Origin of the sequence: Sporanaerobium hydrogeniformans, from assembly GCF_002735925.1 — a bacterium.
GTDB lineage: Bacteria > Bacillota > Clostridia > Lachnospirales > Cellulosilyticaceae > Sporanaerobium > Sporanaerobium hydrogeniformans.
In genome coordinates, this window is sequence record NZ_PEDL01000030.1 from 20,365 (window position 1) to 29,370 (window position 9,006).

Genomic DNA, 9,006 nt, shown 5'->3' on the forward strand with positions numbered 1-9,006 from the left:
AGAGAGATTTTAAAATATAGAGGGAAGAGGAAATAAAATGGCTAAGAGATTAAGAAAAAACAAAGCTGCCAAACAAGACAACCAAGAACAAGCTCCTCCTAGAAGAAAACAGAAAAAGATTGATAAAGAAGGCATTATAGTAAAAGTCAAAAGCTTTCATAATAAAACAAAAAGTCGAATTGAAAAAAGTCTTAAGTTAGAAATATTAGGAATGGTAGCTGTAGCTTTAGGTGTAAGCACCGTAGCTTTTGTCCTTGTAAAGGGAACTATTCATCGGATGGATATAGGAAGAGGCACCTATTATACCTACGATGAAAGCAGAGCGGACATAGAATCTAATCTTTTAGGGCTTATTCGTCAAATTAATGAAATAGAAAATACAACTTACAATCCAGTTGAGCAATTGGAGCAGGCTGGAAACTTACCTATCCTTCTAGAAATCGTTAATAATTATCCTAAGCCAGATGCTTTAGTAGAGTTAGAAGGATTATTAGCGAATAATACAGGATATAGTAGTAACTATACAATAGTAACCAATGGTGAAACAACATCTGTATCCATGCCCACGCAGGAAGTAAATGTGGGAAAAGTATCTAGTCAAGAAGCCCTTGAGACCCTTTATATGGCATTAATTAAAATGAATGAACAAGGAAATCCAAGTTTAAGTGAAGTGAAAGAAAAGGTTGAACAGTTTTATACAAGTCAAGGATTTAAAGAGGAAACGATCAAGAAGGAGCAAATAAAAAATGCATTAGATCAAATAAGTCATTGGGGTGAAGAAACAAAAACCTATCTTATGGATAGCTCCGGAGAAATCTTATATCAAGAAGGCTTTGTTCAAAGTCTAGATATCAAGAAGGTGATTCAAAAGGTCAATGAATATGCAAACTATGGTGAAGAGGATCATTTTGCAGGGATTTATCCAGTGATTATTGATGGAGCCGTTCACTACTTATTTAATGATAGTAGATTATCCCCTACAATCCACTACTATTATAGAAGCATTGGTAATTTCTTAGGTTTTATTACAGGAATAGGCATATTTACAGTGCTCTTATTTCGATTTATTAAGCCTAAAATTGATTATATAGAGTATCTTTCACATTGTTTAGGAGAAATTTCAAAGGGAGATTTAAACTACCAAATTGAAGCCATAGGTGAAGATGAACTGGCACAAGTGGCACAGAATATTACTTTTATGGAAACTGAAATCAAAAAACAAATTGAGGCACAAATGAAAGCAGAAAAAGTAAAAAATGAGTTAATTACAAATGTGGCTCATGACTTAAGAACACCTCTTACATCTATTATTGGATATATTGGTCTGGTGAAAAACAAGCAATTTATGACCGATGAGGAGGAAGCGAAGTACTTAGATATTGCTTATGGTAAATCAGAAAAACTGAAGGTACTTATTGAAGACCTCTTTGAACTTACTAAACTACATCAGCAAGATATACAGCTGAACAAGGAAATTATTTCTTTAGCCAATTTAGTGAATCAACTCGTAGAGGAACTTATGCCTTTAGCCAATGAAAAAAACATGGAACTGACCACCTCTATTCAAGCAAAAGAAGCCAGTATTCGTGCGGACATTCCTAAAATAACGAGAGTTTTTGAGAACCTTATCGGCAATGCTATTAAATACAGTGAAGAAGGCGAACACATACAAGTCGAGTTAAGAGAACTACCCAAAGAAGTGAATGTTATTGTGACTAACCCTTGTAAAGAGATTACAGAGGAAGAGGTGGAGCATTTCTTTGATCGTTTCTACAGAGGAGATAAGTCGCGTAATAGCTTAGCGGGTGGAAGTGGTTTAGGACTAGCTATTGCTAAAAATATTGTGGAGTTACATGGTGGTAAGATCTCTGCTAAACTAGAAGAAGAAAAGATTAGCTTTAAGGTACGCTTACCCAAGTTTAGAAGGGTTTAGGCGCAAAGAAGGAGAGGTGACACAATGAATAAAGAAACCATTCTTATTGTAGATGATGAAAAAGAGATTCGTGATTTAGTAGAGATTTACCTTAGAAATGAAGGCTATCAAACTCTTATAGCAGGTACAGGCTTAGAAGCCATGAAGCTTATAGAGGAACAAAAAATAGATTTAATTATTTTAGATGTAATGATGCCAGTGGTAAACGGTATAGATGCTTGTATCCATATAAGAGAAAAACATAATATTCCCATTATCATGCTTTCAGCAAAGGTAGAAGATATTGATAAGATATTAGGTCTTTCTGTGGGAGCAGATGACTACCTAACTAAGCCTTTTAACCCACTAGAGCTTATTGCTCGGGTAAAGGCACAACTTAGACGTTTTACAAAACTGAATACCAGTTACAATAATGGCAAGTATCTAGAGGAAGAGGGACTAAAGCTTGATTTAGAAACAGGGAAGGTTTATAAAAATGAAGTAGAAGTAGGTTTAACACCTACAGAACTTAGCATTCTTAGACTGTTATGGTCCAACAAAGGGATTGTATTTAAGATAGAAACGATTTATGAGCGGGTTTGGGAGCAGGAGTATTTTGAAAATAACAACACTGTTATGGTACACATTCGAAAACTACGTGAGAAAATAGAAGATAACCCACGTACCCCACAATATATCTTTACTGTATGGGGAGTAGGTTATAAATTTGGAGAATAAAAAAGTAGCCATGACGGCTACTTTTTTATTCCCTTTAAAATACCCTTTACAACTAGACGATGTGTTCCTGTGCTTATAGGGGTACAAGTAATAAGTGTGATTTCTTTTTCAGTCCCTTGCTCCAAGACCTCTATCTCTTCAGGTTGAACTATTTTACTACTAGATACTTTATAAGTAATGGTATAGCCTTCATAAAAGATTTGAATCTCATCATTTTGTTCTAATTCATCAAGTCTATTAAAAAACTCACCATACGTATAATTTCTATGACCAATAATTGCACAATTCCCAGTGGCGGCAGGTAAAGCAGTATCGGGAAAGTGTCCCACTGCGTATTTTAGTGTTTTATTACTTACACCTTCACATAAGGCAACCTCTAATGCAATTTTAGGGATATATAAAATACCTATTATATCGCCCTCCGTAAGAGATCGGTCTTGAAGGAAGTCTAAGTTTGTAAAAGAAATTTCTTTTAGGGCTTGTGTGTTAGGAGCTTGTGCACTTTCACTGTTAACTTTTTTAATGGGTTCTAAAAAAGCTGTTTGTATGTTTGATTTCTGGGTTTTATAATAACTTTGAATTAAATCTTGACTTTTATGGTTTGTATAAAACTTAAGGAAACATGCGATGAAAATAAGTACAAGGCCGAAACCAATTAATAAAAATCCTAATTTTGTCTTAACAAGTTTAAATTTCATTTTTTGTCTTCTTACATTTCCATACAAAGCCAAAGCCTACTGAAATCAATAGGATACCTGCTAATACTAATGCTTTAGTATCTAGAGGGCCACCCGCTTGTGGTAGTGTCTTTTTGGTTGAACCTGTATGCTTACTATTGCTTTGACTATCTAAAGCTTGAGGTTTAGGGATATCTGCAGTGTTAGACATGCCAGTTTTATTTTGCCCTTGGAGAAGGTGATTTAGCTCTTCTAAATTTATAGGTGATTTTTCACCTGTTGTAGGGTTAACTTTTAAGCCTGTTGGTATGATTTCATTAGTTTCAGGATTGACTGTTACTTCAAGATAGATTTTTTCACCTGTTGTTGGAATTTCTATGACTTGTGTAGGAATTTTTTCTTTAGTTACAGGGTGATTAATGATCTCTAAAGGTATATTGTTTGAGGGTTCTCTTGGAGTTTCTTTTGGCTTTTCAGTAGGTTTTTCTTCTTCTAGTGGAAGTTCATGCTCTGGAGGAGTAGGCTCTATAGGTTTTTGGGGGAGTGAGCCACCACCAGAACCACCAGGGTTGCTAGGCGTAGTATCTTCTGGTTTATTTATAATGGTATAAGTAAGAAGGGCGTTATTTATTACATTTACTTCTAAGATATCATTACTTTTAATATAACCACTAGGTGCTTTTGTTTCTTTAAGAGTATATTTTCCATAAACTACGTTGTTAAAGAGGGCTTCTCCGTTAGCAACAGAGGTTGCTGAGTGTACAGGCTCACCTTCTTTGTTATATAAGGTAAAAATGGCACCTTTAAGAGGCTTTGCTTGTTTATCGGTTTTAATTACTTTAATGCGCCCATCCTGGCCCAAGTCATTAATAAATGTGACCGTCTTATCTTTTTGCTCAGGTGTTAAAGTAAAGGACTGTTCAGTATTCTTACCGAATACGTAATAAGTAGGTGGTACGACCTCTTTTAAAGTATAGGTACCATATGTTATGTTTGTAAATTCAGCGATACCTGTAGTAGGATGTGTGAAGGCAACTGCCAGTTCTGAACCTCCTTCATTAAGTAAACTAAATTTGGCGCCGCCAAGTGGCTTGCCGGCAGAGTCTTCCTTTTTGGCATAAATCATATAATCCCCTCGAAAGCCATTAATGACTTCTTTTTCATAGGTTCTGCCCTCTTCTTCAATGTTAAATGCTAGAGGGGTAGCATCTATAGCATATTGGGAAGGCGCAGAGAGTTCTATCACCTCATACTTTCCATAACTTAAACCATTAAAAATAACTTCACCCTGCTGATTGGTTGTTTGAGTGGTTAAGGGGAGTTGGCCAGGTGTATAGGTATCTTTATAGAGGGCATAAGTAACGTTAGCTATAGGTTGACCTTTTACATTTTTTTTGGTAATTTGAATATTTCCTTTTATTCTATTGTTAGGAAGAGTGGTTAGCTGAGGTGCGGAAGCACCTTTTGGGGATAGTGTTACTTCACCAGTTTTTGTAACAGTTACATCATACACCTGTGTTGATAGATTATAACCTATAGGGGCAGTTTCTTCTTTTAAAATATATTGACCATAAGGTACACTTGGGAAATAAACTTCTCCTAAAAGACTTGTAGTAATGCTCGTAAAAGCATTTTCAAGCTTGTTGAGATTATAATCGCTTTGTGTATAAAGTTTAAAGATAGAGCCACTAAGGGATTCATTTGTTTCACTATCTACTTTTGTAAAAGAAATAGGATAGCCAGCTGCTTCATTTGTAATAACTAGTGTTTTTTGAAAAACTGAATCTGATAAATAATTTTTTTCTATTTGTGATAAATCTATGGCTGGAAGCTTATAACCTTCTGGCTGTTTTACTTCGACTATTTGATAGTAGACGTTACTATCTACCTTAAGCCTATCGAAGAAAGCTTCTCCATTTTCATCAGTAGTTACTCTTCTACCAGTATCTACACCATTTTTATAAAGAGCAAATAAAGCTCCTTCTAATTTCAGATTTGTATTTTTAACATCCACCTTTTTTAATGCAATTTTGCCTTTATATTTTAAGGTTCCTCCACCTGAAGAGGAGAAATTGGATGTAACATTTTGAACCTTATCCTCTAGAGTAGTGTCTAAAGACTCTCCTTGTAATTGGGCTGTATTAGAGAAAGGTATGGTCTTACCTGCAATCACCACATCTGTATCAAATACAAGCTTATAACATTCTTGGATCACTGATGTACCTATTCCGTTTTCACTTGGTACATAAAATGTTAACTGACTACATTCTTGAGCTAAGTCATTTTTATAGGTTGTAAGTACATAATCTTTAGGAGTAATAGTTAATGGGGTACCAATAGATTGTATAATCTGAGGATTGGTTTCTGAGACTTTTATATCCTCATCTCGTATTGTCATTTTATAAAGTTTAATACTAGTTGGGTCAATTTCAAGACCGTAAGGTAGTTTGTCTACAATGGTAGGATGGGCAATTTGGATACGATTAGGATTAATAAGAATTTCCCATGTAATAGGTGCGTCGTTAGTAACTTGCTTTCCATCCTTAGTGATAGTAGGATTTTTAATTTTCATGCTAGCTTGACTTTGTTGTGGAGTTGGAATCACACTACCTTCGATAGTAGCAGTATTGCTTAAAGTATAGTCACCTTGTACTTTAAATAACTCCTCCGCTACTTCATCAGGAATCTTAGTAGTTATTAAAAAGGTATAGGGCTTATTAATACCTTGCTTAAAGGTATAAGTAGCAACTTTTTTGCCATTTAAATCGACTTCCTTTTCTAAAACACCAAGTGAAGTGTCTGAGGCATAATCAGTACCTGTAGCAGTGGTTCCTTCATAAAGCTTCAGGTTTTCAAGAATATGACCATTAGGTAGGTGTTCTGTAATTTTTAGGGGGGTTGAAGCATTATAGGGAAGAGACATATTGTTTTGATTAATAGTGATGACCCACTTAGCTTCTTTGGCTGCATAATTATAGCTAATAGGTGTTTTATCTATAACTTTACTTTTTAACAACACACTAGCTGAAGCAGAAGAAGTTGGATAATCACCACCAGTGGGTATTTTACCGTTAAATAAAACTTCGTTAGGATACCTAGCGCTTTCTTGATTAGTAGCAGTATGATACGTATTTTCTACTTTTGTTTGATAGGTAAGTTCCCAAGGTTCATTAATTGTACCAGCTAGATTTACTTCGATGGTTTCAGTATCTTCTTCATTGGTATAAGCATAGGTTGCAGAGAGTCCAGAGACAGGTACTGAGCCAGTAGAATCTAATAGGACTTTATTTGTATCCCCTTGTTTTGAAAGCTTTAAAGAATTCGGTATAAAAGTTTGAATAATTTTTTTGTCTTCTGAGGTATTGAGTGTATCTTTAAATAGATCCTTTAAAGTAGGATTTTCTACTTCATTTTTATTAGCATTAAAAATAATAGTCCATGTAATGATTTCCTGAGATGCATCATACGTTCCGCTTTTACTTACCATAGAAGAAGTGATGCCTACACCTTTAAAGCTCTTATAATAGTCAGGTGCTTTACCAATACCAGCTATATTATAAAACATAGGATTTCTATTTTGATTCCAAAATTGAGCAGGATTTGTAATAAGAGTAGAGTATCTTAGTTCATAAGTTGCAGTAGTATCTGAGTTAAATGTAAATAAGATTTGTTCTAAGCTTTTTATTTCATCACTTCCAGTTTTGCCATCTACATTTAAATCATCATTTGCTTCGGATGTGTTTTGGAGAATTAAATCTCCCAAGGAATTATTGCCTAGAGTTAATAATGAGGAGGTATTAGTATCTTTATTTGTAAGTATAATAGGAGTAGATATATCATAATTAAGACCTTCTGGTATCCAATCCTTAAGGGTATAATCCTTTAAATTCATATGGTGGGTATTAAGTGTAATGGTCCAATCTAGTTTATTGATATTACTGGGATCCTTTTTTCCATCCTTACTAATCCAGTTTACTTGAACGGAGATACTAGCACTTTCTTTTTGTGTACCTTCTAGTAGATTTCCAGCTCGCGATAGAAAAGCAGTGTTTTTAAGGGGGATATTTTTCCCATTATTAGAGGCGTTAGTAAATACGGCATCTTTTACTTTGGTAATAACTTCTAAAACCATCTCCTCACCAGGTTCCAACGATATAAATTCATCATTAGGCAATGTACCTAGGGTATAGGTTAACTGTGTTGTAGTATCTATTAAGCTTTGAGTTAGTTCAGCATTAGTAAGTGGGACATTTGATTTACCTGGATAGCTTATTTTTGCAGATAAGAACTCTTGAAAGCTATTATCAAATTCATCAATAAGGGTTATGACAGATTTTGTAGTAATAGGTGTATCTGTTGCTTTTACAGTAACCTTCCATGAGACCTCATGGGTTTCCTTATTAAAAGAAGAACCTTCTTTTTTTAATGAGGGTGGTGAAATGTGCTCAGGTTTTAAATAAAAATCCTCTTTATAGCTATACTTGGAGGTTCCTAAAGTACTGAGGCCAAATTCCAGTGTTTTTTTATTTTCACTTATTACTTGATCACTATTTAGATTGCTTCCTACATAAAAGTACATCCAAACGCCATCATAATTTTTAAGTTCTTCCTGGAAGTAAAGAACAGCTTTATTATTCTCGATTTTACATATTGCTCCAATAAAAGAGGGGCCTGGATTACCCTCATCATCCTGAGGTGTTACAGAAATAGCTATTTGTTGCCCATTACTTCCATTAAGAGAGAACTCTGCGGGCAAATCTAGCTGTAAACCTTGTTCAGTAGTGGTTAAATCTCGACAATCACTTAAGATTAGCTTACAAAAGACATAATAATCCTCTCCTGCCTGAAGGGGATTAGTTTCTTGAAGCCCTATAAGCTGGGGATTAGCTCCTCCTATATCTGTAGAAGCTATACCAAAATTATCAATACGAACTTGCATCTGTCCAAAGCTAAACTCGTCCCCTAACGATAATTCAGCAGACCAGGCTGGTTGAATAGAAAAGAATTGCAAAATAAGTGATAGTATTGTTAAAAAAATTATCTTCCTATTCTTATGAACTTTATTTTTCATACGAACCTCCTTAATTAGTGGTATTTTCAGTTTGATAAACTAAAAAGATGTCTTAACTAAAAATCTATTAGGCTATTATAATTATTTTTAGTTAATAATAATTATAATATAATTACTTAAAAAATAATATATTTAAAATATTATAAATTTTAGGTACATAGATTAATAAAAAGTAATAAATCATCTAGTGGGAAGGAATACACTTATTTAATAAAATAAGGATAAAGAAATAAATTTATAGAAACAGGTTGACATATGTAATAAACTAGTGTAATATTAAACAAGTCGTCACGAATAAAGTAGCCGACATAAAATGAACATTGAAAACAAAATAGTAACCATAAAACCAGTCGATTCATGAACTTAAGTTTAAGTTCAATGAGTACTTTAAAGTACTAAGTAATAAGTCAGCAACATAAGTTGCATGGACAAACTTTTTTATGAGAGTTTGATCCTGGCTCAGGATGAACGCTGGCGGCGTGCTTAACACATGCAAGTCGAACGAAGCTAAGGGAGCTTGCTCCCAAAGCTTAGTGGCGGACGGGTGAGTAACGCGTGGGTAACCTGCCCTATAGAGGGGGATAACGTTCGGAAACGAACGCTAATAC

Annotated in this window: 4 protein-coding genes and 1 rRNA gene; 3 read left to right on the forward strand and 2 right to left on the reverse strand. The window is 34.5% G+C overall.

Going from position 1 to position 9,006, the window contains the following annotated elements; translation table 11 throughout:
- Positions 1 to 37 precede the first annotated feature (37 nt).
- Entirely contained in the window at positions 38 to 1,933 is a 1,896-nt protein-coding gene (locus tag CS063_RS16090) for a sensor histidine kinase (RefSeq protein WP_099450710.1), read from the forward strand.
- A 24-nt stretch (positions 1,934 to 1,957) separates the two neighbouring features.
- On the forward strand, positions 1,958 to 2,650 hold the full coding sequence (locus CS063_RS16095) for a response regulator transcription factor (RefSeq protein WP_099450711.1): 693 nt from the start codon (positions 1,958 to 1,960) through the stop codon (positions 2,648 to 2,650).
- A 17-nt stretch (positions 2,651 to 2,667) separates the two neighbouring features.
- On the opposite strand, the gene CS063_RS16100 is transcribed toward CS063_RS16095, so the two are convergent.
- Both CS063_RS16100 and CS063_RS16105 read right to left on the reverse strand, forming a co-directional pair.
- Positions 2,668 to 3,348: a class D sortase gene (locus tag CS063_RS16100; RefSeq protein WP_099450712.1), complete on the reverse strand. Its 681-nt coding sequence runs from the start codon at positions 3,346 to 3,348 to the stop codon at positions 2,668 to 2,670.
- The gene (locus tag CS063_RS16105; RefSeq protein WP_099450713.1) at positions 3,338 to 8,398 is read right to left on the reverse strand and encodes a SpaA isopeptide-forming pilin-related protein; all 5,061 of its coding nucleotides are present in this window, start codon (positions 8,396 to 8,398) and stop codon (positions 3,338 to 3,340) included. The genes CS063_RS16100 and CS063_RS16105 overlap by 11 nt, the downstream gene beginning before the upstream one ends.
- Before the next feature lie 436 nt (positions 8,399 to 8,834).
- On the opposite strand from CS063_RS16105, the gene CS063_RS16110 reads away from it, so the two are divergent.
- Positions 8,835 to 9,006: ribosomal RNA gene (locus CS063_RS16110) — 16S ribosomal RNA — on the forward strand; the annotation flags it as partial.

Coding starts and splice junctions, on each gene's coding strand:
- CS063_RS16090 (WP_099450710.1), top strand. CDS start 38: ATGGCTAAGAGATTAAGAAAAAACAAAGCTGCCAAACAAGACAACCAA.
- CS063_RS16095 (WP_099450711.1), top strand. CDS start 1,958: ATGAATAAAGAAACCATTCTTATTGTAGATGATGAAAAAGAGATTCGT.
- CS063_RS16105 (WP_099450713.1), bottom strand. CDS start 8,398: ATGAAAAATAAAGTTCATAAGAATAGGAAGATAATTTTTTTAACAATA.
- CS063_RS16100 (WP_099450712.1), bottom strand. CDS start 3,348: ATGAAATTTAAACTTGTTAAGACAAAATTAGGATTTTTATTAATTGGT.